Raw genomic sequence first — 24,182 nt, forward strand, 5'->3', positions numbered from 1 at the left:
GTCTCCCTTGTTGTTCATTGGCGGTGTGTCCCCCGCCGATTCCTGCACCCTTTTATGGGTGATTCTTATGTCATCTTACCAACTGCAGCGTCGCCGATGTTATCAACTCCGCGTTCCTTGAGCAGGTTTGTCAGCCAATCCGGGTCCATTTCGGGTACCGAGCTTAGCAAAAGATCCGTGTAGGCATGATGCGGAGGCGTAAACATTTCTGTTTTGGGCCCCTGCTCCACAACATGGCCATCTTTCATTACAACCACCTCATCTGCAATGGATTTTACCGTTGCCAGATCGTGAGTGATGAACATGTAGCTTAGGTTAAGCTTGTCCTGCAAATCCGCCAAAAGCCGCAAAATACCTTCGGCCACCAGCTGATCCAAGGCCGAGGTGACCTCATCACAGATAATAAACTCAGGTTCCGCCGCCAGCGACCGGGCGATACCGACCCGCTGTTTTTGACCACCGGACATTTCCGATGGCAAACGGTCGATGAATTGCGACGCAGGCAGTTCGATCTGATCCATCAGCTCTTCGACACGCTTGCGCCGTGCTTTGCCCGTTAGGCCGGTATAAAACTCAACAGGGCGGCCAATGATATCCCCAACGGTTTGGCGCGGGTTAAGCGCCGTATCCGCCATCTGGTAAATCATCTGAATTTTCTGCAGCTGAGACCGGTCGCGTTTGCGATAGTCCAGCGGCAAAGTTGCGCCGCCCAATTCGATCGATCCAATCCGCGGCGGCAAAAGCCCGGTGATACAGCGTGCCGTTGTCGACTTACCCGACCCGGATTCCCCCACAACAGCCACCGTGCGGCCTTCGTGAATATCAAAGCTGACATCATGCAAGACGTCGACCTTGCCATAGGCGGCCGTCACGTTTTTTACCGAAATAACCGGGGTGGACCCGGTGTGAACCGCCGGTTTGGACGGACGTTGGAATTCACGTACCGCCCATAAGCTTTTGGTATAGTCCTGTGTCGGATTCGATAGCATTTCGCGGGTTTCGGCCTCTTCGACCTCATCCCCTTTGAGCAGCACTTTAATCGTGTCGGCCATCTGAGCCACAACTGCGAGGTCGTGGGTGATGTAGATCGCGGCGGTGTCGAATTCCTCGACAATCTCACGGATCGAGGCCAAAACCTCGATCTGGGTGGTCACGTCAAGCGCCGTGGTCGGTTCATCAAAGATGATCAGATCAGGACGACAGGCCATCGCCATCGCGGTCATCGCGCGCTGAAGCTGACCGCCAGAGACCTGATGCGGGTAACGAAAGCCGATTTCATCCGGGTTGGGCAGGCGCAGCTTGCGATAAAGCTCCATCCCATCGGCTTCGCTCTCCTCTTTGGACATGACGCCGTGTTGAATGGGCGCTTCGCTGTGCTGATCAATCAGACGATGAGCGGGGTTAAAGCTCGCCGCGGCGGATTGAGCCACATAAGCGATCCGCTTGCCGAGCAACTGGCGTTTTTCCTCGGAAGAGGCCGCCAAAAGATCAATCCCGTCAAACATGACCGAGCCTTTGGAGATACGCACGCCGTCACGGCAAAACCCCATCGAGGCCAACCCAAGGGTGGATTTCCCCGCCCCGGATTCACCAATTAAGCCAAGGACTTCGCCTTTGCGGAGGGTCAAATCAACACCGTTGATAATGGGGTGCCAATCCTCATCGGATCGGCCCTCCATCCAGATTCCCTTCATTTCGACAAGGGTTTCGGCGTCTTTGAATGCATCATTGCTCATGAGATTATTCCTTTAGCCCTGAGCTGCGATGCAGCATCCAATCCACCACAAAATTTACCGCGACGGTTAACAGTGCAATTGCCCCCGCTGCCAAAAGAGGCGCTGCGGAAACCTGCGGCGCAAAGGCGGCGTAGTTGATAAAGGATGACATGTCTTTGACCATGGTCCCCCAATCCGCCAGCGGCGGCTGAATACCCACACCGAGGAAGCTCAGTGAGGAGATCGTTAGGAAGACAAAGCAAAAGCGCAGACCAAATTCCGCCAGCAAAGGCGCCGTGGCATTGGGTAGGATTTCACGAAACACGATGTAGGACAGGTTTTCACCGCGCAGCTTAGCCGCCTCGATATAATCCATCACCACGATGTTCATGCCAACCGCGCGGGCCAACCGGAACACACGGGTGCTATCAATCAAGGCCATGATCAAAACCATCGCAACGGTCAAACCCCAGCCGGTCACCCAAGCGGATGCCACCGTGATCAGCAAGAGCGCAAAGATCAACGCCGGGATGGCCATCAAAACATCAACGGTGCGGCTTAGCACCTGATCAAACAGTCCTCGCAAGGTCGCAGCCAAGAAGCCAAGACTTCCCCCCACAAAGAACGCGATCAGCGTGGTGACAAAGGCAATCCCAACGGTGTTTTGCGCGCCATAGATCAGACGGGACAAGATATCGCGGCCGATTTGGTCGGTGCCCAAAGGAAAGGCCGGATCACCGCCCAGCGCCGGATTCCCACCCGGAACAACGTTGGCTTGTGCGAACACGTCTTCTTGGCCATGCGGGGCCAAAACACCGGCAAAAATCGCCAAGATCGCGTAGACAAGGATCACCAGCACCCCAAACGAGGCAGTCAACGGCATCTGGCGGAACAATTTACGTGTTCCAGCCGTTCCAACCGCGCGCCCAAAAAACCGGAACACCCAAGCCGCAACCGAGAAAATGATGAAGGCGTGGATGGCGACAACAAAGTAGAAGTATTTGTTTGCCTCCGCTTCGGGGAGAAGGAATTGCGCTTTGATATAAGTCCAAACCGCCCAAAGGATGACCGCAAGCCCCAGCACGTAACCAAAGGCCACCGCATAAGGCATATCGCGGAACTTGGGCGCGTTGTTGGTGAGTTTCTGCCCGGCCAAGCGGAACGCATAGCCCAGAGCAGCGATCACGGCCAGCGCGATCAATATTGTCATCAAGCCGCTCATTTCGGATGCCTCAGACGTGGGTTGGAAACGATCGACAGGATATCCGCCGTCAGGTTCAGCAAGATATATGCCGCCGCAAAGATCAGACAGCATGCCTGAACAACCGGGATATCGCGGATTTTCACGCTATCAACGAACAGCTGACCAATTCCGGGATAGACGAACACCACTTCGACAACGACAACGCCGGTGATCAGATAGGCAAGGTTCAACGCGATCACGTTAATGATCGGAGCAAGCGCATTGGGCAGCGCATGTTTCACAATCACCCGCATTGGGTTGATGCCCTTAAGACGCGCCATCTCGATATAGGGAGAGGCCAGCAAGTTAATGATCGCCGCGCGGGTCATGCGCATCATATGTGCGGTCACAACAAGGGTCAGCGTCAAAGCCGGAAGCAAGGTTTTCTCAATCCGTTCGTTTAATGCCATGCCGTCATAGATGTTGGACAAAGACGGCAGCCACGGGTTCAGAACTGCGAGGAACAGGATCAAAACATAGGCCAAAAAGAATTCCGGCGAAGAGATTGAGCTAAGCGTCAAGATGTTGGTCGCACGGTCGAATACCGAGTTCCGGTAGAGCGCGGCCAAAATGCCCAAAGTCACGGCAAAAGGAACAGCAATCGCGGCTGTGACCCCCGCAAGGAACATCGTGTTTGCAAATCTTGGCGCGATTTGCTGGGCAACTGATGTGCGAACGCCGCTATCGTCCCCTACGAAGCTGGCAAAGTTCGCCTGTGCGAATGAGTTGCCTAGGTCGCCCTGAAGTGCGCCCCCCAACCATTGCATGTATCGTTTCACCGGGTGTTGATCGAGACCAAGATCCGTTCGGATCGCCTCAACCGCCTCAGGCGTTGCACCTTGGCCCAAAATGGCCTGTGCAAAATCCCCCGGTAACAAGTTCACCGCTGCGAAGATAACTATCGAAACGATGAAGAGCGTCAACAAGCCTAGTGCTAGGCGCTGCGCTATGATTTTTAGAACTGAGTTCAAGATCCCTGTCGGCTTTTATTGCTATATATTCAGGTTAGCGACTAGGTGTCTCATGTAAAGGGTTCAAAAGCGAACCTAAATGTCGGAAAACCGTCAGACAGTTAATCCAACTGGGCCGCTATACGGTCCATCGCGGACACGAGTTCGCTACTGATTCCGGGTTCTGATAGCGCATGACCGGCATTTCGAATCATCCGCAAATCCGCCTCTGGCCATGCTTTGGCCAATTCCCACGCCCGTTGCGGTGGACAGATCATGTCATAGCGCCCTTGAACGATCACACCAGGTATGTGTTTGATTTTGTCGACATTTTTTAGAATCCAACCATCACAAACAAGGAAACCCTTGTTGACGAAATAGTGGTTCTCAAGCCGGGCAAAGGCACGGGCGTAATCACCGGGTGGTTCGCCCCCTTGGCCATTGGAATAGACAGAGGCCAGCGCATTTTCCCAGACCGACCACGCCTGAGCAAATTTGATTTCCTGAACCAGGTCACCGCTAAACAAGCGTTTGTGATAGGCGGCAATCATATCACCGCGCTCGTCTTCTGGGATCATATCGCGAAACCGCGCCCACGGCTCTGGCCAAAACTGACCCGCGCCGCCACCATAGAACCAATCGAGTTCGGCTTGCGATGACAAGAACACCCCTCGCAAAACGAGGTGAGCCACCCGGTCCGGGTGGCTGATGGCGTAGATCAGCGCAAGGGTTGCCCCCCAGCTGCCGCCAAACACGATGAACTCTTCTATTTCTAGCGCGTCACGAATACGTTCGATATCGGCCACAAGATGCCAAGTCGTATTGTCTTTGACGCTGGCATGCGGGCGCGATTTCCCACAACCACGCTGATCAAACAGAACAACGCGATAGACATTCGGGTCAAAATAGCGCCGCATCGCCGGGCTACAGCCGCCGCCGGGCCCACCATGCAAGACAATAACCGGCACACCGTCGGGGTTGCCGCTTTGCTCAACATAAATCTGGTGCCCGTCACCAACCTCCATCATACGCTGATCAAAGGGGTCGAGCGGGGGATAAAGATACTGCACTGCGCGCTTTTGGCCCGTGAACTTGTCCATAACCCAACTATATTGTGCAGCGCAGGGAAAAGACCATGGGGAAAGTTATGGTGACCACCGTTGATGCATCCGAAGTTGCCAAATTCGAGGCAATGTCCGCCGAATGGTGGGACCCGCATGGCAAGTTCAAACCCTTGCACATGATGAATCCTGTGCGGCTTGATTACATTACCACCCAGATTGTCGGTGAGTTTGACCGTGATCTCACGGCCAATCACCCCTTTGACGGGCTGCGCATTCTCGATATCGGCTGTGGCGGCGGGTTGCTGTGCGAACCCATGGCGCGGCTTGGGGCCACCGTGATTGGGGTGGACGCCGCCGGTGGCAATATTCCCGTCGCTCAAACCCACGCCCGTCAATCCGGGTTGGACATTGATTACCGCCACACCACCGCCGAAGATATGGCCGCCGCGGGTGAGCAATTTGACGTGGTGATCAACATGGAAGTGGTCGAACATGTCGCCGATCCGCAGGCCTATCTAACCGCCTGCCAACAGTTACTGAAACCCGGCGGGCTACATTTGTGTTCCACCATCAACCGCAATCCCAAAAGCTTTGCCGTGGCGATTGTCGGGGCGGAATATGTGATGCGCTGGCTCCCCAAAGGCACCCATGAATGGCAGAAATTCATCACACCGGATGAACTATATGACCTAATCAGCAAGGCGGGTTTGACGCCGGTCGATCGCAAAGGGTACGTCTTTAACCCGGTAACGTGGCGCTGGAGCATCTCGGATCGGGATCTTTCGGTGAACTATGTCACCGCCGCGATCAAACAAGCGTAAAGCAAAAAGGCCTGTCCATGTCTGTTAACCCCGAGCCTGCTATCCCTGAGGGTCACAATCTCTTTGCCATTGACATTACCTATAATGTCCCCCTGAGCGAGGTCGAGCCGCATATAGACGCCCATATGGCGTTTATCGCCAAAGGTTATGCCGAGGGGCGGTTTTTGGCCTCGGGGGCCAAAGTGCCGCGTACCGGTGGGATGATCATCGCCATTGGCGCGGAACGCTCCGAAATCGAAGCCCTGATGGCACAAGATCCCTTTACCATCGCCGGTGTCGTGGCGCTTCAGATCACTGAATTCAAGGCGGCCAATGTGGCGGATATTTTGAAGTAGAAGGTTGGCGGGTCACCCCACCTTGTCACCTTTTTCGTCTTCGTCCAGACGTAAGCGCAATTCGCGCAGCACTGGCAAGGCTGCGCGCACCTTGTCTTCGCCCAGCTCGCTCATCATCGTGTCGAGCATCGGCACAATCGCGGCAAGGGCGGCGTCACGGGCGGATCGGCCCGCCGGACTTATCGAAACCAGCTTGCGTCGCGCATCGTCCCAATCGGGCCGAATATGGACGTAACCGGCAATCTCAAGCTTGCCCAATGTGTTGGTCATGGCCCCACGGGTCAAGTGAAAGGCCCGCGCCAATTGCGCCGGGGTTTTTTCGCCGCCGCGGGTCAATAGGTTGAGCACAGAGAAGTGCGAGAGTTCCATTTTATTGGGCAGCACCTTGCCCAAACGCGCGCGCAACAACTGATCAGCGGTCAAAAGCTCGCTGATCAGGGAAATTGCCAATGCGCCTTCGGAACTGCTCATTTTGGGGCCTCAAATGTGCGATCATGGGTCAAAGAGGGCACCTTGCGCCGGGCCTCGTCAACCTTGTCCAAATCAATATCAACGCAATACACGCCCGGTTCGGTCCCGGCGTCCAACAAAACCTCGCCCCAGGGCGAAACGACCAAAGAATGACCATAAGTCGACCGGGATTTGCCCATCGACGCCTTGTGTTGCCCGGTTTGCGCCGGAGCCAGAACGTAGCAGCCGGTTTCAATTGCGCGGGCTTGCAGCAGTGGTTGCCAATGCGCCGGGCCGGTGCCGGGTGAAAACGCCGCCGGGGCAGTGATGATATGGGCACCCGCCTTGGCCAACTCACGGTGAAGGTAGCCAAAACGCACGTCGTAACAGATGGTCAGCCCGATGTTTCCAATATCCGTTCGCGCCAAAACAGCGCGATCGCCGGGGGCAAAACCGGCGGATTCACGATAAGTTTCTTCGGCGCTGACCTGCACATCAAACATGTGAATCTTGTCGTAGCGTGCCGAAATGCCCCCTTGAGGATCAATCAAAACAGAGCGATTGGCGAAACGGGTTTCCGGCGGATCGGAACGCAGAGCCAATGACCCGGCCAACACCCACATCCCCAGATCCTTCGCTTCATCCCGCATTGCTTGCAGAACAACATCCTCGGCTTCGGACACCACAACTGCCTCTTGTCGCTGGCGCGAAAAGCTAAGGACATTGGTGACCTCAGGGGTCAAAGCGAACTCTGCCCCCTGATCCTTGGCCGCGCGCAACATGGCGCGGACATTTGTCATGTTCTCTTCGGGATCATCCGAGGAACTCATCTGCAAGATGGCGACGCGCATTATCCCTCCAGCAACCGATCAAGCTTGCCCGCTTGTTCAAGCTCATAGAGATCATCGCAGCCACCCACATGGGTGTCGCCAATAAAGATTTGCGGAACAGTGTGACGGCCACCGGCACGATCCATCATTTCCGAACGGCGATGTGATTCGACCAAAATATCAACTTCGGAAAACGACACGCCTTTCTTTTTCAAAAGACGTTTGGCCGCGTGGCAAAAACCGCAAAGCGGCGATGTGTAGATTTCGACAGATTGCATGGGCATTCCTTAGAACTGTATGCATGTTCTAAGGGCAGTTAGGGTCCTTTGGCAACGCGTGCCATAACGCTCACGAAAACCTGAGAGGCACCAGCCGCCCAACAGGCCTCGGATGCGGCGGACAATGTGGCCCCCGAGGTCAGCACATCATCGACAATTAAGACCGGTCGATCACGTAGCAAGTCCTCACGATCCGCCGAAACGGTGATACGCCCGGATACCGTTTCAAACCGCTCTGACGGCGATTTTCCGTCAAGGGTTGGGGTTGGGCGTGGACGTTGAAGCGCATCTGGACACCAATCAAGGCTCAATTCGTCGGCCAAAGCTTCGGCCAAAAGCGCCGATTGGTTGTATCGACGCGACAAATGTCGATGAAGATGCAAAGGCACCGGGACAATAATCATGTCGTCCTGAACCAAATCCCGTGTGACCCGCGCCATCCATTTGGCGGCGGGTTTGGCAATATCCTGACGATCCCCGTGTTTGAACGCCAAAACCAAACGCCGCCCCTTGTCTTTGTATTCAATCGCGGCGCGTCCACGCGACCATGGGCGTTCAACGGTCAAACATTCATCGCAATGTTCAATCCGGTCCGATTGTCCCGGAAGCGGAACGCCGCATTGGTCACAGCTAAGCCCGGCAATAAACGGTGTGTCGCGCCAACACGCGCTACACAATCCGAAATCCGTTTCGACCAAACCGCCACAGGACAAGCATCGTGGCGGGTACATCAATTGCACTAAGGTTTGCATCCCGGTCGCCCACATTCTATCTGCCTTTCATGTCACAAACACCGCGCCTGACCGACCGCCACGCCCTGAACCGCAATCGCACCCGCGCATTGGGGCGTGAACCCGCGCTGTTTCTGCACGAAACCGCACTGGACGAAGTGCAGGATCGGCTCTTGATGGTTAACAGAGAGTTTACGGATGTGGCGATCGTCACACCTTTTGCGCAGGTTTGGCGACCTGTGTTCCCCAAGGCACGCATTGTCACCGATGACGAGATGCTTGACCTAAAAGAGGGCACGCATGATTTGGTTATTCACGCCCTCGCGCTGCACTGGGCCGACGATCCTGTTGGGCAGTTGATCCAATGCCGCCGCGCATTGCGTCCGGATGGGCTTTTCCTTGGGCTGACATTTGGCGGGCAAACATTGCACGAATTGCGCGCCGCTTTGGGACAAGCGGAATCCGAGGTGTCCGGCGGTCTTGCACCCCGCGTCGCGCCTATGGGCGAGATTCGGGACCTTGGCGGATTGCTTCAACGGGCTGGCTTGACCCTTCCTGTGGCCGACGGCGTGCCATTGACCGCCAGCTACCAAAGCCCTTTGCATTTGATGCACGAGCTGCGCGCGATGGGGGAAACCAATGCGTTGCACAGCCGCTTGCGTCACCCGACACGCCGCGCGGTGCTTTTGCGGGCAATTCAGCTATACATAGAAGAGTTCGGAACAGAGGACGGCCGTATTCCCGCAACCTTTGACATGATCACGCTGACCGGCTGGTCACCAGACGATAGCCAACCCAAACCATTGCGCCCCGGATCTGCGGCGCAACGCCTCGCTGATGCGCTTGGAACCGTTGAAAAACCTCTCAAAGATTGACGCAGCCGTTTCAAACGATACTTACGAGTGTGACGCCAAGGCCGAGGACCCAAAATGCCCGATATGATCAAACCCGCTGACCACCCTACCTTTCCAAAACAAAAGGTCGGAATCCTGGTGGCGAACCTAGGCACACCCGACGCAACCGACTATTGGTCGATGCGCCGCTATCTAAACGAATTTCTGTCGGATCAACGGGTTATCGATTTTCCAAAATGGAAATGGCAACCGCTTCTTCAGCTGATTATCCTATCTAAACGCCCGTTTACCTCGGGCGAGGCCTATCGCTCGATCTGGAACACCGAAAAGGATGAAAGCCCGTTGATGACCATCACACGGGATCAGACGGCAGCGATTTCTGAAAAGCTGGCTGAGCAATATGGCGATCAGGTCATGGTCGATTTTTGCATGCGTTACGGCAATCCGTCGACCAAATCCAAGGTGGATGCGATGGTCAAGGCCGGCTGCACGCGCATTCTTTTTGTGCCACTTTACCCGCATTACGCCGGTGCGACCTCTGCCACCGCAAATGACGAATTCTTCCGCGCGCTGATGGAGCAAAAACGCCAGCCCACCGCCCGTACAATCGACCCCTATTTTGAGCATCCCGCCTATATCGACGCCTTGGCCAAGTCGGTCGAAGAGGGCTATGCTAAATTGGATCACGAACCGGATGTTTTGGTTGTGTCTTATCACGGCATGCCTCAGCGGTACTTACGCGAAGGTGACCCCTATCATTGCCAGTGTCAGAAAGCGTCGCGTTTGTTGCGTGAACGTCTGGGCTGGGATCAGGAAAAGATTGTGACCACTTTCCAATCGGTTTTCGGAAACGAAGAATGGCTACGGCCCTACACGGTTGAGCATGTTGCCGAATTGGCAAAACAAGGGAAAAAGCGGATTGCCGTGATTGCCCCGGCCTTTTCGGCCGATTGCATTGAAACGCTTGAAGAGATCAACGAAGAAATTTGTGAAAGCTTTGAACATGCCGGTGGCGAAGTGTTCAGCTATATCCCGTGCCTCAATGACAACCCCGAGCATATCGACGCGCTTTGTCAGGTGATCAGTGAAAACCTTGGTGGGTGGATCAAATAATAGTCCCCCAAAAGAAAAAGGCGGCACCGTCGCGCCGCCTTTCAATTCGGTAGTTTAGAAACTACTTAGCTTGCGGATGCAGCGGCCAGGATGGCGATCAGCATCAGCGGAATTACGATGCCAGCAGCCGAAGAGGATTGAGCTGTTTCTTCAACAACAACAACAGGCTCCATGACAACGTCATCCTTGGCGTAGGAACCGGCCATTGCGGTAGAAGCAGCGGCAGCGAATGCGACGGCGAGTGCGATTTTTTTCATGTTCTTCTCCAGATATTCGCTTGTTGAATCAGATGTTGCTCAACAAGCTCCCAAGACTTTCCTCGTAAGTCTGTCTAAACAGCAAATCTCGGAAAATGCAATTGTGTCCAAAGCTGCGCTCTCTAGCAGCGCCACAGTGTCGTCAAATAAGCAACACTTGCGTGCCAACTTTGGCCATGCCGAAAAGCTGTGCAATATGCTCGTTGTAAAGGCCAATGCACCCATTCGAAGAACGACGACCAATCTTGCGCGTGTCATGTGTGCCGTGGATTCGGTAATAGGTCCAGCTAAGGTAGAGCGCGTGTGTCCCAAGTGGATTATCCGGGCCCGGCCCAACGAATTCCGGCCATTCAGGGTTGCGTTTGCGCATCGACGGTGTCGGGCGCCATGACGGGCCTTCGACCTTGCGGACCACCGAAGTTCGACCGCGACGTGTCAGGTCTTCTGTCAAGGGAACCGAAGATGGATACAGGTGGTAAGTTCCTGATTCTTCCCAATAATGCAGCGCCCGTGACGACAGATCGACAAGGATGGCCCCATTTGTCAGGTTGTCAAAATACGGCTGCCAATCCAACGTCCGAAAGCTGGAAATGTTCCGGCGTACAATTGATGACACGTCTCTTTCAATTTCAACCGTGCCATGACCATCAACATCCTGAGCCAATGCCGGAGTTCCAATAGCAGCGGCAGTGCCAGCCATAAAGGCACGGCGACTTAGGCTTTGTCCTGCCTGCTTTTTCATTGTCCAAGCTCCTCTTAGACCCAATACATTTGGGGACCATAATATGGCGTGAAAGCCTCAGTCGCAATTCAAACACTTGTTAACAGGCGTGCTCACGCCGATGTGGGTTTGATTGGCAACGCTGGAGTCGTTAAAGATTGCCTCAACAGAATGATTTAGGAGCAGCCTTATGAACCGTCGCGCCTTTCTTGCCTTGTCCTCGGCCATAGCCCTCGCAAGCTGTGGCGGCACCCCTCAGCAAGCGCCGCTTGGGGCGGATGGACGTCCAAAAACCAAGATTTACCGCATTGGTCCCGGTGCTGCGAATCGCATTCAGTTCAGAATACTGGACTCTGTTAATGCATTGCGACAGGCGGCCGGTGTTGGCACCCTACAGATGAATGCCCAGCTCAATGCGGCGGCAGCCACACATTCGCGTGACATGTCGGTGCAAAACCGCCCATGGCACTTTGGGTCTGATGGCTCATCTCCAATCGATCGGGTTCAACGCGTTGGATACCAAGGTCGCTTGGCCGGTGAAACAATCTCTGAGACCTATGAAACCGAGCTGCAAACCTTGTCAGCCTGGATGGAAGAATCCTCAACACGCTCGGTTATTCTTGATCCGACGGCCCAGGATCTCGGCTTTGCCTGGCATCAGGAAAGCAGCGGCAAAATCTGGTGGACCATGGTCTTGGGCGCGCCCAATTTGGCCCCGATCCCCGGTGTCGCCTCGGCACCCCAAAACACAAATACGTCAACCGGATAAGCTGTCAGGTTGATTTAACGCCGATTACGGATTGATCCGGATCGGCGTCCCGTTTTTGACCATGGCATAGATATCGCGCATCTGACTGTTGGTAACCGTAATACAGCCAGCGGTCCAATCCCGTCCGGGGCGCCGCTTGCGATTGTTGGGTCGGCCATGAATGAAAATATCCCCGCCCGGTGATCGGCCAAGCGCCTTGGCCTCGGCCACGTCTCGTGGGTTGGGATAGGAAATCCCAATGCTGAGGTAGAATTTACTATTGGGGTTGCGACGATCAATGAAGTAATCGCCTTCGGGCGTCTTACCGTCTCCGCGCACTTTCTTGTCGCCCACGGGGGCAAAGCCCAGCCCAAACCGATAGTCCTTGAGTACTTTGTTTTTGTGCATCAAGAACATACGACGCTCGCCCTTGTTGACGATCACATGCGTCACTTCGGGCCCGTTATAGGTTTTGAATTTTGACGCACACCCAGATACGCCCAGCGCCAGTATCAGCACCATGAAGAACTTGATAAACCGCATTACACTGCCTCGATTTTTCTTGGCAGCCTACAGCATTTTGACGCCTTCGAACAGCGCACGATTATGTCATCGCTTTGGGGTGTTTTGATCACGTTTGGCCAATTGGCGTTCGATTGCCAATAGCCGTTCCAGCACTTGATCGCGGTAAGCATCCGTTTTCAAAGTATCCTCTTCAGCGTGCGCATCCTGCATCGAGTTCACGATCAAACCGACCAACAGGTTCACAACCGCAAAGGTCGTCACAATGATAAACGGGACAAAGAACACCCAAGCGTAGGGGAACACTTCCATCACTGGGCGAACAATGCCCATCGACCAGCTTTCCAAGGTCATGATTTGGAACAAGGAATAGGCAGATGACCCCAAGGTCCCGAACCATTCGGGGAAAGCTTCCCCAAAGAGCCGGGTCGCAATAACAGCGCCGATGTAAAAGATGATCGCCATCAGTAAAAACACACTGCCCATGCCAGGCAACGCGGTGATGAAGCCTTCGACAACGCGCCGCAAACGCGGGGCAGCGGAAATCACACGCATCACTCGCAAGATACGCAACGCCCGCAGTACAGATACGCTTTGCCCAGCTGGAACCAAGGAAATCCCAACGATCACAAAATCAAAGAGGTTCCAACCATTCAGGAAGAACCGCCAACCACGCGCGATCAGTTTGATCACAATCTCAAAAACGAAAATCGCAAGACACAGCTTGTCGATAAAGGTGATGATCCCACCCCAACGCGCCATCAATGGCTCGGACGTTTCCATCCCAAGCACAACCGCATTGAGCAAAATAACCGCAATGATTGCGTATTGAGTCCGGGGTTCATCTAGAAAATCGCCAAGGCGTTTGCGCAGGCCCATCAGTTTTCCCTATCTCTTAGACGGTGTATTCAAATTCCGCAGCCAGTTCGACATGGGTAGACCAGCGGAATTGATCAACCACCTGCACCCAGTTCAACCGATACCCATTGGCAACAAGACGCGCTGCATCGCGGGCGAATGTCACCGGATTGCAGGACACAAAGGCGATACGCGGGGTTTTGCAACGTGATAATTGTTCCACCTGCGCCTCGGCACCGGCACGCGGCGGGTCGATGACGATGCCGTCGAACTTGTCCAACTCATCCGGTAATAACGGGTTTCGGAACAGGTCGCGCGCTTCGTGAGTGACTTGCTTTAACCCCTGCGCATTGCGCCAACCGTGATCAAGCGCAGCAGTCATCGCCTTGTCACCTTCGACCGCATGAACGCGGGAATCTTGGGCCAGAGGAAGGGCAAAGGTGCCGCATCCTGCGAAGAGATCGGCGACGTATTTCACCGGGCCTAGCGCCTCTCGCACCGATGACAAAAGCGCCGCTTCGCCATCTGGCGTGGCTTGCAAGAACGCACCGGGGGGCGGTGTCACATCGGCGGTGCCAAACCGTTGGATTGGAGGCAAACGGGTTAGGGCTTCGTCATCCCATGTCACACGCGCCAGATTGTATTTGCGCGCCAACCCGCCCAGCGCCTCGCGCAGCGGTGTATCAACCGGTTTGCCGCCGGTTACCGAGACATCAAGCCCCGAGAGGCTTTCGGTGACAAGAACCGAAATCTCGCCCTTGCGGCTTGCGCCCAAGACGGCAAGCTCTTCGACCAAAGGCAGGGACGCAGCAATCGCCGGTGACACCAACTGGCAATCGGGCACGGCGATGACAACATTCGACCCCTTTTTGTGGAACCCCGCAAGCGCGCCCTTTTTGGTGCGTTTCGCGGAAAACGACGCGCGGCGACGGGTTTGGGGGGCGGAAGTGATACATGGGCGAATGTCGGTCTCAAGCCCCTGCGCAACAAGCGCGCGCCGAACCACGTCGGTTTTCCAGTTGCTGGCAAAATCATCATGCGCGTGTTGGAGCTGACACCCGCCGCAGGATTTTGAATGACGGCACGGCGCTTTGACCCGCTGATCTGATGGCGTGACAATTTTGGGCGCGGTCATGATGCCGCCCTCAACAATGCCGTCGACTTCTTCGCCGGGCAAAACGCCGGGGACGAAAATCTGGCCAATGGCAGGGTCCAAAGCGATCCCGTCGCCCTTGTGCCCCAATCTTTCAATGATCAAACGCTGCATGCGCTGCCTATTGCCCTGAATTGTCGGGCAGGTCGAGGTTTTTTACAAACGACGCCACTTGGTGCCGGTAGCACAGGTGAAAAACCGCCACATCCGGCCTTGCTTGTTCAATGAGGGCAAGGTTCTGCGCCCGCCCGGTATGGCGCGTGTCCCAAATCCACTTCCAGAACTCATAGCTAAACCGTTCCGGACAGTCCTCAGGAAGGTCCGCCCGGCTTCGCCCATAGTCTTTGAGCGTGCGCACAAACACCCGCCACGCCCGAAACCACAGAGTGAAATCCAGAATGATCAGTGTATCAGCCCGCGCCAGGCGGTGCTTGTAGGTTGCAGACAAGCCACCTTCGATAATCCAGCTGTCCCGCATTTCGGCCTGATGGATCAGTGTCAGCTTTTCGGTCTTGGGACGTTCCTGCCAACCCGGTTGCCAATGGATCAGATCGATATGCTGAACAGGCAGGCCCGTCCGTTCCCCGAGCGCCCGCGCCAGCCAAGATTTTCCTGCTCCCGGCTGGCCCACAATCATGACGCGTTTCATTCGGCCGCTTGTTGCGGATCAAGAAACCCACCCGATTGACGGGCCCAAAAGCGCGCATAAAGGCCATTTTGCGCCAACAAAAGATCGTGCGGCCCTTGTTCCACAATGTGACCCTGTTCCAGCACAACAATGCGATCCATCTGCGCGATGGTCGACAAGCGGTGGGCGATGGCCAACACGGTTTTGCCCTGCATCACCTCGGTCAAGGCCTCCTGAATTTCGGCTTCGACTTCTGAATCAAGGGCGCTGGTGGCCTCGTCCAGCACCAAGATCGGCGCATCTTTAAGGATGGCACGGGCCAAGGCGATGCGTTGTCGCTGACCACCGGAGAGTTTGACGCCTCGCTCGCCGAGACGCGCATCGTAACCGCCACGTCCCTCGTGATCTTTTAGCTCAAGAATGAACTCATGCGCCGAGGCGCGCCGCGCAGCTTCGAACACCTCTTCGTCTGTGGCTTCTGGGCGGCCATATCGGATGTTTTCCATCGCGGATCGGTTAAACATCGCGGTTTCTTGGGTGACCATTCCAATCGCGTCGCGAAGGCTGTCTTGGCTGATCTCTGCGATGTCTTGACCGTCAATGGAAATAGACCCTGTTTCACGGTCAAACAGCCGGAGCAACAGTGAAACCAGCGTCGATTTTCCCGCCCCTGATGCGCCTACCACAGCCAGCTTTTCGCCGGGTTTCACAGTTAGCTTGATGTCTTTGACACCGCCAGTTTCACCGCCATAGGCAAAGGTCACCTGATCAAAGTCGATCTCACCTTTGGCAACAGCAAGCGCTTGGGCGTTGGGCTGATCCTCGACCCGAATAGCCGGGGCAAGGGTTTTCATGCCGTTTTCAACTTCGCCGACATTGGCATAAAGCCCCATCAAGGTGAAACTGACCCAGCCGGTCATTTGCGACACGCGCACCGCGACCGCTGCCGTGGCCACCACGTCCCCGGTTGTGGCCAATCCATTGCGCCACAAAAGCAACGATGCCCCGGCCAAGATCACCGGCAATGCCCCGGCCAAGATCATCAGAAAGAACCGGAAGCTGGCCGACAAAGCCCCAAAGGCCAGCGATTTTTCCCGCAAACCGACCATGGCATCCTGCGCCGCAAGTTCTTCGTGACGATCAGAGGCAAAGAGTTTCACGGTTTTGATATTGGTGATCGTATCCACAACCTGACCGCTGACATTGGCTCGCGCCCCAGCCCGCGCCGCCGAACGAGTGCGAATACGCGGCAGATACCACCGGATCAGGGCAAAATAAGCCACCAACCACACCGCAAAAACGATCAAAACGCGGTAGTCGATGGTCGCAAGCAACAGCAGTGACCCCACCAAAGACGCAAAGGCAAAGACTATCGCACTAATGGTTTCGGAAACCACCATTGTCAGTGAGGTCGCCGTTTGCATCTGTTTTTGGGCAATCCGACCGGCGAAATCATTGTCAAAGAAGCTAACCGATTGCCCGAGAGTCCAGCGGTTGAGTTTCGACAGCACCAAAGGCGGGATGTTCGGCATCACCACGTAGTTGTTGGCCACCGATGACAGCCCAAAAGTGATCGGGCGAACGATCAAAAAGAACCCGGTGACAGCGAGCAAAAATCCGACGTTTTGGACACTAAAAAACGCTTGCGGCCCAAGTTCAACGGCGCGGTCCACAACCGACCCCATAAAATAGGCGGTGACCGCTTCCATTGCGCCGGCAGTCCCGGACAGAATCGCCGCCACAACAATCATCGGCCAAGCGCCTTTCAACGCCCACCGAATGAACGCCATCAGGGTTGTTGGCGGTGGCCTTTCATCGCGTTGAAACGGCTTGATCAAATCTTTTACGTTCATTCCGCTGCCCTTGTCTTTTTGGTTTTTTCAGACCCATCCGCCGGCTCATCCGGGTCTAAAAACCCGCCCGACTGCCGCGCCCAGAAACTCGCATATAATCCACCTTGCGCCAAAAGCACGTCATGGCTGCCTTGCTCGACGATTTTCCCCTTATCCATGACCAGTATGCGATCCATTTGGGCGATGGTGCTTAGGCGATGCGCAATGGCAATAACGGTTTTGCCTTGCATCATCCCATATAGGGTTTCCTGAATTGCGGCCTCGACCTCACTATCAAGCGCACTCGTGGCCTCATCCAACATCAAGATCGGAGCGTTTTTCAAAACAACCCGCGCCAGTGTAATCCGCTGACGCTGACCGCCAGACAGTTTCACGCCACGCTCACCAACATGGGCGTCATAGCCTTTGCGCCCTTCTGGGTCTTCTAGTTCCAGGATGAAGTCATGAGCTTGGGCTTGTTGTGTCGCCTTGAGCATTTCGGCTTCGGTCGCATTGGGGCGGCCATAAAGGATGTTGTCACGCACCGAACGGTGCAACAGCGAGCTGTCCTGTTGGACCATCCCGATTTGGGCACGCAAACTATCTTGGGTGACTTGGGAAATATCCTGTCCGTCGATAAGGATCGCGCCTTTTTCAGCATCGTAGAACCGCAGCAACAGCTTGACCAAAGTTGATTTACCGGCCCCTGACCGCCCAACCAACCCGATCTTTTCGCCCGGATGGATGGTAAGAGACACATCCTCAAGCCCACCGGAGTCACGCCCATAGTGGTGTGTTAGAGACTGTATTTCGATTTTCCCATCAATCAGATCAAGAGGCCGCGCATCCGGTGCATCAACAAGATCAATCGGTTGGGCAATCGTCTCCATGCCTTCGGCCACGACACCAAGTTCGCGGAAAAACGTTGTCAGCGCCCACATGATCCAACCGGTCATCCCATTCAAACGCAGCGCCAACGCAGTCGTCGCAGCCACCACACCAGCAGACACCTCGCCCTGCATCCAAAGCGAAAAGGCCCAGCCGACAACACCAACAATCAGCAAACCGTTCAGCGTAACCAATGCGACGTCCATAAAGGTATAGAGGCGCATTTCATGAAAGAAGGTTTGCCGCGAAGCCTCGATCGACTCTTTTGCGTAGTCCAGCTCATTCTCGTGATGCGAGAACATCTTGACCGAGTGAATGTTGGTATAGGCATCGACGACACGGCCGGTGACCTTGCTACGCGCATCTGATGACGCTTTGGATGCGCTTCCGACGCGGATCACAGTCCAACGCAGCAACAGACCATAGAGCACCAACCACGCAAGCAAAGGCACCATCAAACGCGGATCTGCGTCGCCCAACATAACCAAGGCACCAACCACATAAGCGATTGAAAAGGTAATCGCGTCAAAGACTTGAAACACAGCCTCACCGGCGGCGGGAGGGGTTTGCATGATACGGTTAGATATCCGCCCCGCGAAATCATTTTCAAACCAACCAACGGATTGACGCAAAACATGTTTATGCGCCCGCCATCGGATGAGCGTTCCCAAATTGGGCAGCACCGCATTGTTAAGCAATAACACATCAAGCGCCTGAATGGCCGGGCGAAGGGTCAAAACGAACACGGCGAGCAAAAGTAGATGCGTGCCATGGGCTTGCCAAACCTCTGCCGGATCACCGGAGAGGATGTCAACAACCCAACCCATCGCCCAGATCAAACCGATTTCAACGGCGGCAACAAAGATTGACAGGATCGAAGCAGCAGCAAAGAGCCGGTAAAACGGTCGGCTGTAAGACATGAGAAAGGGCAGAACGCGCCGGGGTGGAGTGTCGTCTTGGGCGTAGTCGCAATAGGGATCTACAAGGTTTTCGAAATAACGGAACATAGGGGGGCCCTCGGAAATAGAGCGGTAATCATGATGGTGGTGCGGGTCTGGCTAAGCCGGACCACAAACGCAGACAGGCTCAGCTAAAGCTGGTAAAAATCCTGTCTCGATCCATCATCTATCCTCCTAAGGTCCGCCCCCTGATAGCGCAGAAAGATACATTTGTCACCCCTCGTTGCGCATCGCCAACAAAGCGTCCTTGTCCAAGCTGAAATCAGATGCAATCCAACGTTCTTCAAGCTCTTTCAGCTTTTGGCCAAGGTGCGCCCCGGAAAAATCGGTCATCAAGTCTTTTGCTTTGACAGGAAACCGCTGCTCCGACGCTGATTTGAGCACTTGCAGGCCGGGAGAACAAGCGGGGTGCTCCATACTCGACGCACGCAGAGCAATCACGTCAAGAGCGGTTGAAACCCCGTGCCGATAAGCCATTTCAATTGGGCTCTCGACACTCGACATTAGGCTCTGATACTGCGCAAGTTGCCTTTGTTTGACCTTGGACAACCGCAAAGCCGGTCCGTCAAAATATCCCAAAACAGCCAAACGCCGAAGACCATCTGGCAGCAAATTCAGACTTGTTTCGTTGACGATCAAAGGACCCAGTGGTTTTGAAACCGCACCGGGCAGCACAGCGTTCAAAACCCCGGTCTGCTCCATCACGGCCACGGCCATAACTGGGTCGGTAGCAGTCAATAGTTTGATAAGCTCGGTGCCAACCCGTTCCCGAGACAGTTGTAAAAGCCCATCTATATTTCCGGCAATTGCGGCAAGCGCATCGGCATCCATCCCTTGGGACGGATCACCGTACCACGCGAAAAACCGAAAAAATCGCAGAATTCGAAGATAGTCTTCTTTGATGCGCCGCTCTGCATCCTCGATAAATCGCAACCGCCGAGCAAACAAATCAGGCACCCCACCCAACGGGTCCAAAACCCTACCGTGCCGGTTCGCATAAAGCGCGTTCATCGTGAAATCGCGGCGGCGCGCGTCTTCTGCGATGTCATCAGAAAACCGAACAACGGCGCGACGGCCATCGGTTTCAACATCCGCTCGGAAAGTGGTGATTTCGTAACCAATCCCATCGGCGACAACAGTCACGGTACCATGTTCGATCCCGGTTGGGACAACCTTGAGACCAGCAGTTTTTGCAAGGCTAGAGACTGTTTCAGGGCGAGCGTCGGTCGAAATATCAACATCCGCCACAGGTTCATTCAAAAGAGCATTTCGCACGCAGCCGCCAACGGCGTAAGCCTGAAACCCAGCGGTTTCGAGCAACCCCAGTACCTGTTGGGCACCGGGAGCCGTCAGCCATTCTCCCGTGGCAACCGTCATTCGGCGATCCGATCCGCCAATCCACGCAGGATTCGAGCCGTCGCACCCCAAATATAATAGGGACCAAATGGCACGGTATAATAATGCCGACGACGCCCTTGCCAGCGCCGGTATTGCACCGAAAACAGGCCTGGGTTGGCGACATGTGTGAAGGGCACAGAGAAGACTTCGTCAACTTCACCCGGTTCTGGCACCGGATCAAATTTGGCTTTGACCAATCCGATCACCGGCGTGACGTCAAACCCCGTGACGGTTTCATGGCCCGGTAACGTGCCCAACACCTCAACGTTTGTTGGACAAAGACCGATTTCTTCGTCGGCTTCTCTAAGGGCGGCGGCGATGACATCGGCATCGCCGTCATCCACCTTGCCCCCCGGAAAGGCAATTTGTCCGGGATGGTGTTTAAGCCGCGAGGACCGCTTGGTCAGGATCAAGTCAAGCCCCCGTGGCCCAACCTGAAAAGCCGCCAGAACACCGGCGGGACGAAGCTTGCGCCCCATGGGCAAGACCACATCCGGGTTCAAATCAAAATCAGAAGATGGCGCAGAGCCCGTGCCCAGCGCCATCTTCAACGTGTTTACTTGGTCATGCACCGTCATTTTTTGCTTCGAACCCAACTGTCTTTGGGTCGAGAACATAATGGGTTGAGCAAAACTGGCAATCCGCCGTAACAGTGCCTTCTTCGGTCGTCATTGTCTTGATGTCCTTGGCCGAATAGATCGACAGGCTTTGGCGCACGCGATCCTCAGAGCATGTGCACCCGAATTTAACCTGTTGAGCATCAAAAACCCTCGGCTCTTCCTCGTGGAACAATCGAAGGAGCAATTGGGTTGGCGTCACACTTGGCCCAATCATTTCCAGCTCTTCAACCGTATCCAAATGGAAATTGACACGGTTCCAATTCTCTTCCATCTCGGCGCTTGTCGCTTCGGCCACCACCTTGACGTTTTCCGCACCTTTCATCAGAGGCGACGCCTTGGGCATGTGTTGCAACATGATTCCCCCAGCGCGCCAATGTTCGGGCACGCCCGGTTCTTGGGATTTGCCAAAGGACAATGAGAACCTAGTCGGCAATTGTTCCGATTGGGCAAAATAGGCGGTTGCGCATTCAGCAAGGCTGTCACCCGTCAGGTCGGTAATTCCCTGGTACGGTTTGGTGCCATTGCCCTGATCAATCAGAATCGCAAAGTAACCGGCGCCCAACTGTTCAAACGGTGCGTCATCGGTCAAACGATCGGCATCAAAGCTGGCATAGGCACGGATACGCGCCGTTTCGCCTTCTTTTTCCGCCGCATAATAATCGGTGGCAATCATACGCACCGCACCTTTTGTTTGAACCTGAAGGGACAGTTTCCAGCGCAGATCAATGGTTTGCCCGATCAACGCCGTCAGTAACGCCATTTCAGCGACCAACGCCTCAACCGGTTCCGGGTATTCGTGTTGTTTCAGAACGCCAGAAAGCACGCCATCCAATCGGGCCACGCGGCCACGCATGTCGGTGCGATCAAGCTGAAAGGGCAGGACGGTGTCGTCCCAAGCGATTTTGTTGCCTATGCTCATGGGGTTTCCTTATCTGCCGGAGACTGGCATATCGCAGCCATATAGGGACGATCAAGGCAAACGCAAAGGGGTTAGTCGCGATGATGCGTTTTGGAACCCCGCCCGAAACCGGGCGGCGATACAGAATCCGCCCCGGCGTATACGCAATTTTGCCCAAAGCCGGTCGCCTACTATTGACGGAACAAGCCCCCGGACCAGAGCTGCAACTGCCAGGAGGCGGCATTGATTCCGGGGAACATCCAATTGCTGCGCTACACCGTGAGGTGTACGAAGAGACTGGGTGGCGCATTGGGCGCATCACGCGATTGGGAGCCTATCGTCGATTTACCTATATGCCTGAGTATGATCTTTGGGCAGAAAAATTATGTACCATTTTCTGTGCCGCACCGATCACGCAGTTAGAGCCCCCCCCTGAACCGGATCATACAGCAGTTTGGCATACTATTAGTGACGCCATCTCAAATCTTGAAAACGCGGGCGATGCGTTTTTTGTCCAAAAGTTTTGCCGTTAAGACGGGTTCTCAACCCGTTCGCTCAGAATATCAAACTCAAGCAATGCCGCCGAAACATCGTCACCGAGTTTCGATGAATCTTCCATTTCTGAGGTAAGACGCCAAAACATATCTTCGACTAAATCTGGCCCTTGGCCGCATTTGGATGCCTCTTTGAAAAGCCGGGCAAGCCCTTCTTCGCCCAGCATCTCACCATCTTTCATCACCGCTTCGGTAAAGCCGTCGGAGTAAAGAAGGAGCATGTCGCCGGAATGCATCTGAAACTCATGCTGTTCATAGTCGACATGGTCAACAAGACCGATGGGCAAACCGCCATTTCCGAAAAACTCAACATCACCATTGGCCCGGAGCACCATTGGCGGCGAATGCCCAGCCTGAACCATGCGCACCCGACCAGTTTGCAAATCGGTGGCAATATAAGCCATCGTGAGGTATTCCTCGACACCCGGATCAGCAACCAAGCGCTGGTTGAGCAAACAGGCAGTTTCAGCCGGTTCACGCATGGCATAAAAACGATCAAAACGTTTTTCGAGTGCGACGTTTTGATCCGGAAAGTTACTAGAAAGATACCCAGCCACACGGGCAGTCACCATCGCAGAGGTAATCCCGTGTCCAGAAACATCAATATTATATAACCCTAGTCGATCGTAACCCGGACGAAACATCCCAACAAGATCGCCACCAACATGGCCACAAGGGCGCAAAAGCAAACTGACCCGAGACGTGGCAATTTCACAGACGCGTTCGGGCACCAATGATTGCTGAATTGTCCGTGCCTGACGTAAATCTTTGTCGATCGCCTCATGAATTTCCTGAAGCTCATTCAACGCTTCGGATACTTGGCGGTTTTTGTCCGAAAGCTGACGTTCCATTGATAGAACCCGTGCACCAGCGTTGATACGAGCGCGAAGTTCATGAGAATTAACAGGCTTGGTTAGGAAATCATCGGCACCAGCGTCTAAGCCCTCAGCGACATCCCCCTTTTCGCTTTTGGACGTCAACAGAATGAAATACCCATAGCTTTCGCTTTTCATTTCTCGAAAGCGACGGCAAAGCTCAAGGCCATCCATTTCCGGCATCATCCAGTCGGACAAGACCAAATCAGGTTTTTGCTTGGCACAAATCTCCAAGGCTTCCGCGCCGGAATCGGTCGAAAGAACCTCAAATCCCATACGGCTAAGCATTGCGGTCATGATCCGCAATTGCAGTCTGCTATCATCAACGATCAGTACCACACGGACGGCGCCCGTTTGTGTAGCTGGTATGTTGACAGGGTCAGGTTGCACGGCGATTCCCTTGCGCATGGATTAATCACAGCTTGGTGGTACCCTCAGACCCTTAACGGTGACTGAAATCTAAAATGCAACTGAATGCATTTGTAACAGAAACGACTTGTTCACTTTCTGGCCTGTAATTTCTTATTCAGGAGGTGCCCTATGATCGATTGGTCACGCGTAGAAGAACTGGTTGAAGAGATCGGAGCCGAAGATTTTGGAGAAGTTGTCGACCTGTTTTTGGAAGAAGTGGAAAGCGCCATTTCCATTTTTGAAAATGGCGCAACGGATTCAGTCATTGCCGAAGAACAGATGCATTTTCTCAAGGGTGCCGCTTTGAACCTTGGGTTCGAAAGCCTCGCCCAGCTTTGTCTAAAAGGTGAGAAGGCCGCATCAACCGGCCGACCCGAGGTTGTTAGCCCGGCAGAAATCAGAGACACATTTGAAACTTCGAGGGTTCAGTTTCAGGCGGATTTACCCGGACGTTTGGCAGCCTGATCAACGTTGCC

Annotated in this window: 27 protein-coding genes; 7 read left to right on the forward strand and 20 right to left on the reverse strand. The window is 54.6% G+C overall.

The features are described 5' to 3' along the window. Positions 1–65 precede the first annotated feature (65 nt). The 4 genes from AC5EFR_RS08180 to pip all read right to left on the reverse strand — a co-directional run bounded on the left by AC5EFR_RS08180 (position 66) and on the right by pip (position 5,008). Positions 66–1,736 (reverse strand): ABC transporter ATP-binding protein, encoded by a 1,671-nt coding sequence (locus tag AC5EFR_RS08180; protein ID WP_493575359.1) that lies wholly within the window; start codon positions 1,734–1,736, stop codon positions 66–68. 4 nt (positions 1,737–1,740) lie between these two features. After that, a complete protein-coding gene (locus AC5EFR_RS08185) occupies positions 1,741–2,925 on the reverse strand; it encodes an ABC transporter permease (protein WP_493575360.1) in 1,185 nt (394 codons plus the stop codon). Positions 2,926–2,933: 8 nt separating this feature from the next. Further along, positions 2,934–3,929 (reverse strand): ABC transporter permease, encoded by a 996-nt coding sequence (locus tag AC5EFR_RS08190; protein ID WP_493575361.1) that lies wholly within the window; start codon positions 3,927–3,929, stop codon positions 2,934–2,936. Between the two features lie 101 nt (positions 3,930–4,030). Continuing rightward, positions 4,031–5,008, reverse strand: coding sequence for a prolyl aminopeptidase (gene pip, locus AC5EFR_RS08195; RefSeq protein WP_493575362.1), 978 nt, complete (start codon positions 5,006–5,008; stop codon positions 4,031–4,033). Positions 5,009–5,043: 35 nt separating this feature from the next. On the opposite strand from pip, the gene ubiG reads away from it, so the two are divergent. Both ubiG and AC5EFR_RS08205 read left to right on the forward strand, forming a co-directional pair. Next, on the forward strand, positions 5,044–5,793 hold the full coding sequence (gene ubiG, locus AC5EFR_RS08200; RefSeq protein WP_493575363.1) for a bifunctional 2-polyprenyl-6-hydroxyphenol methylase/3-demethylubiquinol 3-O-methyltransferase UbiG: 750 nt from the start codon (positions 5,044–5,046) through the stop codon (positions 5,791–5,793). A 17-nt stretch (positions 5,794–5,810) separates the two neighbouring features. Next, positions 5,811–6,128, forward strand: a complete 318-nt coding sequence (locus tag AC5EFR_RS08205; RefSeq protein WP_493575364.1) for a YciI family protein — start codon at positions 5,811–5,813, stop codon at positions 6,126–6,128. A 12-nt stretch (positions 6,129–6,140) separates the two neighbouring features. On the opposite strand, the gene AC5EFR_RS08210 is transcribed toward AC5EFR_RS08205, so the two are convergent. From AC5EFR_RS08210 to AC5EFR_RS08225, 4 genes are read right to left on the reverse strand one after another with little or no spacing between them, the layout of a single operon-like run. After that, positions 6,141–6,599 carry a MarR family winged helix-turn-helix transcriptional regulator gene (locus AC5EFR_RS08210; RefSeq protein ID WP_299921913.1) on the reverse strand — a complete coding sequence of 153 codons (459 nt, stop codon included), beginning with the start codon at positions 6,597–6,599 and terminating at the stop codon, positions 6,141–6,143. Next, on the reverse strand, positions 6,596–7,429 hold the full coding sequence (locus tag AC5EFR_RS08215) for a carbon-nitrogen hydrolase family protein (protein ID WP_493575365.1): 834 nt from the start codon (positions 7,427–7,429) through the stop codon (positions 6,596–6,598). The genes AC5EFR_RS08210 and AC5EFR_RS08215 overlap by 4 nt, the downstream gene beginning before the upstream one ends. Continuing rightward, positions 7,429–7,686 (reverse strand): glutaredoxin 3, encoded by a 258-nt coding sequence (grxC, locus tag AC5EFR_RS08220; RefSeq protein ID WP_299921909.1) that lies wholly within the window; start codon positions 7,684–7,686, stop codon positions 7,429–7,431. Before grxC ends, AC5EFR_RS08215 begins: the two co-directional genes overlap by 1 nt. 38 nt (positions 7,687–7,724) lie before the next feature. Further along, positions 7,725–8,438 carry a ComF family protein gene (locus AC5EFR_RS08225; RefSeq protein ID WP_493575366.1) on the reverse strand — a complete coding sequence of 238 codons (714 nt, stop codon included), beginning with the start codon at positions 8,436–8,438 and terminating at the stop codon, positions 7,725–7,727. A 29-nt stretch (positions 8,439–8,467) separates the two neighbouring features. Between AC5EFR_RS08225 and AC5EFR_RS08230 the strand changes: the two genes are divergently transcribed. Further along, positions 8,468–9,292, forward strand: coding sequence for a methyltransferase domain-containing protein (locus AC5EFR_RS08230; RefSeq protein ID WP_493575367.1), 825 nt, complete (start codon positions 8,468–8,470; stop codon positions 9,290–9,292). A 54-nt stretch (positions 9,293–9,346) separates the two neighbouring features. Then, positions 9,347–10,384 carry a ferrochelatase gene (hemH, locus tag AC5EFR_RS08235; RefSeq protein ID WP_493575368.1) on the forward strand — a complete coding sequence of 346 codons (1,038 nt, stop codon included), beginning with the start codon at positions 9,347–9,349 and terminating at the stop codon, positions 10,382–10,384. Between the two features lie 65 nt (positions 10,385–10,449). Here the strand turns inward: hemH and AC5EFR_RS08240 are convergent, their stop codons facing one another. Together AC5EFR_RS08240 and AC5EFR_RS08245 are read right to left on the reverse strand one after the other, a co-directional pair. Continuing rightward, entirely contained in the window at positions 10,450–10,641 is a 192-nt protein-coding gene (locus AC5EFR_RS08240; protein WP_493575369.1) for a ferrochelatase, read from the reverse strand. Positions 10,642–10,783: 142 nt separating this feature from the next. Beyond that, entirely contained in the window at positions 10,784–11,383 is a 600-nt protein-coding gene (locus AC5EFR_RS08245) for a L,D-transpeptidase (RefSeq protein WP_493575370.1), read from the reverse strand. 169 nt (positions 11,384–11,552) lie between these two features. On the opposite strand from AC5EFR_RS08245, the gene dalA reads away from it, so the two are divergent. Next, complete coding sequence (dalA, locus tag AC5EFR_RS08250) at positions 11,553–12,131, forward strand: divisome-associated lipoprotein DalA (protein ID WP_493575371.1); 579 nt, start codon at positions 11,553–11,555, stop codon at positions 12,129–12,131. Positions 12,132–12,155: 24 nt separating this feature from the next. Here dalA and AC5EFR_RS08255 read toward each other — a convergent pair whose 3' ends face one another. The 9 genes from AC5EFR_RS08255 to hslO all read right to left on the reverse strand — a co-directional run bounded on the left by AC5EFR_RS08255 (position 12,156) and on the right by hslO (position 21,887). Continuing rightward, positions 12,156–12,653, reverse strand: a complete 498-nt coding sequence (locus AC5EFR_RS08255; protein ID WP_493575372.1) for a L,D-transpeptidase family protein — start codon at positions 12,651–12,653, stop codon at positions 12,156–12,158. A 66-nt stretch (positions 12,654–12,719) separates the two neighbouring features. After that, positions 12,720–13,511, reverse strand: coding sequence for an ion transporter (locus tag AC5EFR_RS08260; protein ID WP_493575373.1), 792 nt, complete (start codon positions 13,509–13,511; stop codon positions 12,720–12,722). A 16-nt stretch (positions 13,512–13,527) separates the two neighbouring features. Continuing rightward, entirely contained in the window at positions 13,528–14,757 is a 1,230-nt protein-coding gene (locus AC5EFR_RS08265; protein WP_493575374.1) for a class I SAM-dependent RNA methyltransferase, read from the reverse strand. Positions 14,758–14,764: 7 nt separating this feature from the next. After that, positions 14,765–15,292, reverse strand: coding sequence for a P-loop NTPase family protein (locus AC5EFR_RS08270; protein WP_493575375.1), 528 nt, complete (start codon positions 15,290–15,292; stop codon positions 14,765–14,767). Further along, positions 15,289–17,124: an ABC transporter ATP-binding protein gene (locus AC5EFR_RS08275; protein WP_493575376.1), complete on the reverse strand. Its 1,836-nt coding sequence runs from the start codon at positions 17,122–17,124 to the stop codon at positions 15,289–15,291. Before AC5EFR_RS08275 ends, AC5EFR_RS08270 begins: the two co-directional genes overlap by 4 nt. Beyond that, positions 17,121–18,998 (reverse strand): ABC transporter ATP-binding protein, encoded by a 1,878-nt coding sequence (locus AC5EFR_RS08280; RefSeq protein WP_493575377.1) that lies wholly within the window; start codon positions 18,996–18,998, stop codon positions 17,121–17,123. Before AC5EFR_RS08280 ends, AC5EFR_RS08275 begins: the two co-directional genes overlap by 4 nt. A gap of 165 nt (positions 18,999–19,163) precedes the next feature. Further along, a complete protein-coding gene (locus AC5EFR_RS08285) occupies positions 19,164–20,327 on the reverse strand; it encodes a CCA tRNA nucleotidyltransferase (protein WP_493575378.1) in 1,164 nt (387 codons plus the stop codon). Further along, entirely contained in the window at positions 20,324–20,926 is a 603-nt protein-coding gene (locus AC5EFR_RS08290) for a CoA pyrophosphatase (RefSeq protein WP_493575424.1), read from the reverse strand. The genes AC5EFR_RS08285 and AC5EFR_RS08290 overlap by 4 nt, the downstream gene beginning before the upstream one ends. Further along, the gene (gene hslO / locus AC5EFR_RS08295; protein ID WP_493575379.1) at positions 20,913–21,887 is read right to left on the reverse strand and encodes an Hsp33 family molecular chaperone HslO; all 975 of its coding nucleotides are present in this window, start codon (positions 21,885–21,887) and stop codon (positions 20,913–20,915) included. The genes AC5EFR_RS08290 and hslO overlap by 14 nt, the downstream gene beginning before the upstream one ends. A gap of 80 nt (positions 21,888–21,967) precedes the next feature. On the opposite strand from hslO, the gene AC5EFR_RS08300 reads away from it, so the two are divergent. Next, the gene (locus tag AC5EFR_RS08300; protein ID WP_493575380.1) at positions 21,968–22,399 is read left to right on the forward strand and encodes an NUDIX hydrolase; all 432 of its coding nucleotides are present in this window, start codon (positions 21,968–21,970) and stop codon (positions 22,397–22,399) included. Here the strand turns inward: AC5EFR_RS08300 and AC5EFR_RS08305 are convergent. Next, complete coding sequence (locus tag AC5EFR_RS08305) at positions 22,396–23,703, reverse strand: PP2C family protein-serine/threonine phosphatase (RefSeq protein WP_493575381.1); 1,308 nt, start codon at positions 23,701–23,703, stop codon at positions 22,396–22,398. The two genes, AC5EFR_RS08300 and AC5EFR_RS08305, sit on opposite strands and share 4 nt — an antisense overlap. 132 nt (positions 23,704–23,835) lie before the next feature. Here AC5EFR_RS08305 and AC5EFR_RS08310 point away from each other — a divergent pair, with 132 nt between their 5' ends. After that, a complete protein-coding gene (locus AC5EFR_RS08310) occupies positions 23,836–24,171 on the forward strand; it encodes an Hpt domain-containing protein (protein WP_493575382.1) in 336 nt (111 codons plus the stop codon). Positions 24,172–24,182 lie beyond the last annotated feature (11 nt).

This window comes from Pelagimonas sp., assembly GCF_058892305.1.

Excerpts from the sequence above, each read along its gene's own strand:
- AC5EFR_RS08300 (WP_493575380.1), top strand. The coding sequence starts at position 21,968 with ATGATGCGTTTTGGAACCCCGCCCGAAACCGGGCGGCGATACAGAATC.
- AC5EFR_RS08225 (WP_493575366.1), bottom strand. The coding sequence starts at position 8,438 with ATGCAAACCTTAGTGCAATTGATGTACCCGCCACGATGCTTGTCCTGT.
- ubiG (WP_493575363.1), top strand. The coding sequence starts at position 5,044 with ATGGGGAAAGTTATGGTGACCACCGTTGATGCATCCGAAGTTGCCAAA.
- AC5EFR_RS08240 (WP_493575369.1), bottom strand. The coding sequence starts at position 10,641 with ATGAAAAAAATCGCACTCGCCGTCGCATTCGCTGCCGCTGCTTCTACC.
- hslO (WP_493575379.1), bottom strand. The coding sequence starts at position 21,887 with ATGAGCATAGGCAACAAAATCGCTTGGGACGACACCGTCCTGCCCTTT.
- hemH (WP_493575368.1), top strand. The coding sequence starts at position 9,347 with ATGCCCGATATGATCAAACCCGCTGACCACCCTACCTTTCCAAAACAA.
- AC5EFR_RS08280 (WP_493575377.1), bottom strand. The coding sequence starts at position 18,998 with ATGTTCCGTTATTTCGAAAACCTTGTAGATCCCTATTGCGACTACGCC.
- pip (WP_493575362.1), bottom strand. The coding sequence starts at position 5,008 with ATGGACAAGTTCACGGGCCAAAAGCGCGCAGTGCAGTATCTTTATCCC.
- AC5EFR_RS08260 (WP_493575373.1), bottom strand. The coding sequence starts at position 13,511 with ATGGGCCTGCGCAAACGCCTTGGCGATTTTCTAGATGAACCCCGGACT.
- AC5EFR_RS08230 (WP_493575367.1), top strand. The coding sequence starts at position 8,468 with ATGTCACAAACACCGCGCCTGACCGACCGCCACGCCCTGAACCGCAAT.
- AC5EFR_RS08255 (WP_493575372.1), bottom strand. The coding sequence starts at position 12,653 with ATGCGGTTTATCAAGTTCTTCATGGTGCTGATACTGGCGCTGGGCGTA.
- AC5EFR_RS08210 (WP_299921913.1), bottom strand. The coding sequence starts at position 6,599 with ATGAGCAGTTCCGAAGGCGCATTGGCAATTTCCCTGATCAGCGAGCTT.
- AC5EFR_RS08245 (WP_493575370.1), bottom strand. The coding sequence starts at position 11,383 with ATGAAAAAGCAGGCAGGACAAAGCCTAAGTCGCCGTGCCTTTATGGCT.
- AC5EFR_RS08265 (WP_493575374.1), bottom strand. The coding sequence starts at position 14,757 with ATGCAGCGTTTGATCATTGAAAGATTGGGGCACAAGGGCGACGGGATC.
- AC5EFR_RS08215 (WP_493575365.1), bottom strand. The coding sequence starts at position 7,429 with ATGCGCGTCGCCATCTTGCAGATGAGTTCCTCGGATGATCCCGAAGAG.
- AC5EFR_RS08185 (WP_493575360.1), bottom strand. The coding sequence starts at position 2,925 with ATGACAATATTGATCGCGCTGGCCGTGATCGCTGCTCTGGGCTATGCG.
- AC5EFR_RS08270 (WP_493575375.1), bottom strand. The coding sequence starts at position 15,292 with ATGAAACGCGTCATGATTGTGGGCCAGCCGGGAGCAGGAAAATCTTGG.
- AC5EFR_RS08310 (WP_493575382.1), top strand. The coding sequence starts at position 23,836 with ATGATCGATTGGTCACGCGTAGAAGAACTGGTTGAAGAGATCGGAGCC.
- AC5EFR_RS08305 (WP_493575381.1), bottom strand. The coding sequence starts at position 23,703 with ATGCGCAAGGGAATCGCCGTGCAACCTGACCCTGTCAACATACCAGCT.
- AC5EFR_RS08180 (WP_493575359.1), bottom strand. The coding sequence starts at position 1,736 with ATGAGCAATGATGCATTCAAAGACGCCGAAACCCTTGTCGAAATGAAG.
- AC5EFR_RS08205 (WP_493575364.1), top strand. The coding sequence starts at position 5,811 with ATGTCTGTTAACCCCGAGCCTGCTATCCCTGAGGGTCACAATCTCTTT.
- AC5EFR_RS08285 (WP_493575378.1), bottom strand. The coding sequence starts at position 20,327 with ATGACGGTTGCCACGGGAGAATGGCTGACGGCTCCCGGTGCCCAACAG.
- grxC (WP_299921909.1), bottom strand. The coding sequence starts at position 7,686 with ATGCAATCTGTCGAAATCTACACATCGCCGCTTTGCGGTTTTTGCCAC.
- AC5EFR_RS08275 (WP_493575376.1), bottom strand. The coding sequence starts at position 17,124 with ATGAACGTAAAAGATTTGATCAAGCCGTTTCAACGCGATGAAAGGCCA.
- dalA (WP_493575371.1), top strand. The coding sequence starts at position 11,553 with ATGAACCGTCGCGCCTTTCTTGCCTTGTCCTCGGCCATAGCCCTCGCA.
- AC5EFR_RS08290 (WP_493575424.1), bottom strand. The coding sequence starts at position 20,926 with ATGACGGTGCATGACCAAGTAAACACGTTGAAGATGGCGCTGGGCACG.